Raw genomic sequence first — 515 nt, 5'->3', positions numbered from 1 at the left:
CTCAAGCAACTTCGAAAATATATCGTCCCTGAAGATCGCATCAAAATCTTGGTTTTATATAAACGAATTCGAAGAAAAAAAATTCGGCTAGCTTTGATTCCTCGCACTGTGCGATTAGATGAAAAATTTCGCCACGTTCATCTGCGTAGCGTCATCGAGACTAATCAAAAAAGCAAATTATTTCTGATTAGCACCATACAAGACATCACATTTTTTAAAAATAAAGCGTCGAAAATTTTGCAAAACGACACACTGGTTAAAAAATGCGAACCGATAACGTACGTCGGTCTGTGGGAAATGAAATTTTCAGGGCGATATTTTACATGTTCGAATGAACTACCACGAATCCTGGAATTGGCTGATGAAAACTCACTCACCTTGAAGCAATTATTCAGTTTTTTTACCGATACATGCCGGGATCAAGTCCGAGAATACTTAGAATTTCGCGAACGTGATGGCACACCGTTTGATATTCTAATGCAGATGTATACGGCCTTGGAACGGCCTATCAGGGT

1 protein-coding gene is annotated in these 515 nt (G+C 39.0%); it reads left to right on the top strand.

The genetic code is table 11. The features are described from left to right. Positions 1 to 297: 297 nt before the first annotated feature. Positions 298 to 515, top strand: a 218-nt coding sequence (locus tag JK635_RS24210; RefSeq protein WP_235887984.1) for a hypothetical protein, incomplete at its 3' end; no start/stop codon positions are given.

This window comes from Neobacillus paridis, assembly GCF_016765675.1.
GTDB classification, from domain to species: Bacteria; Bacillota; Bacilli; order Bacillales; family Cytobacillaceae; genus Neobacillus; species Neobacillus paridis.
The sequence above is the reverse complement of the archived record's forward strand: the minus strand, read 5'-3'. Positions and strand labels throughout refer to the sequence as shown.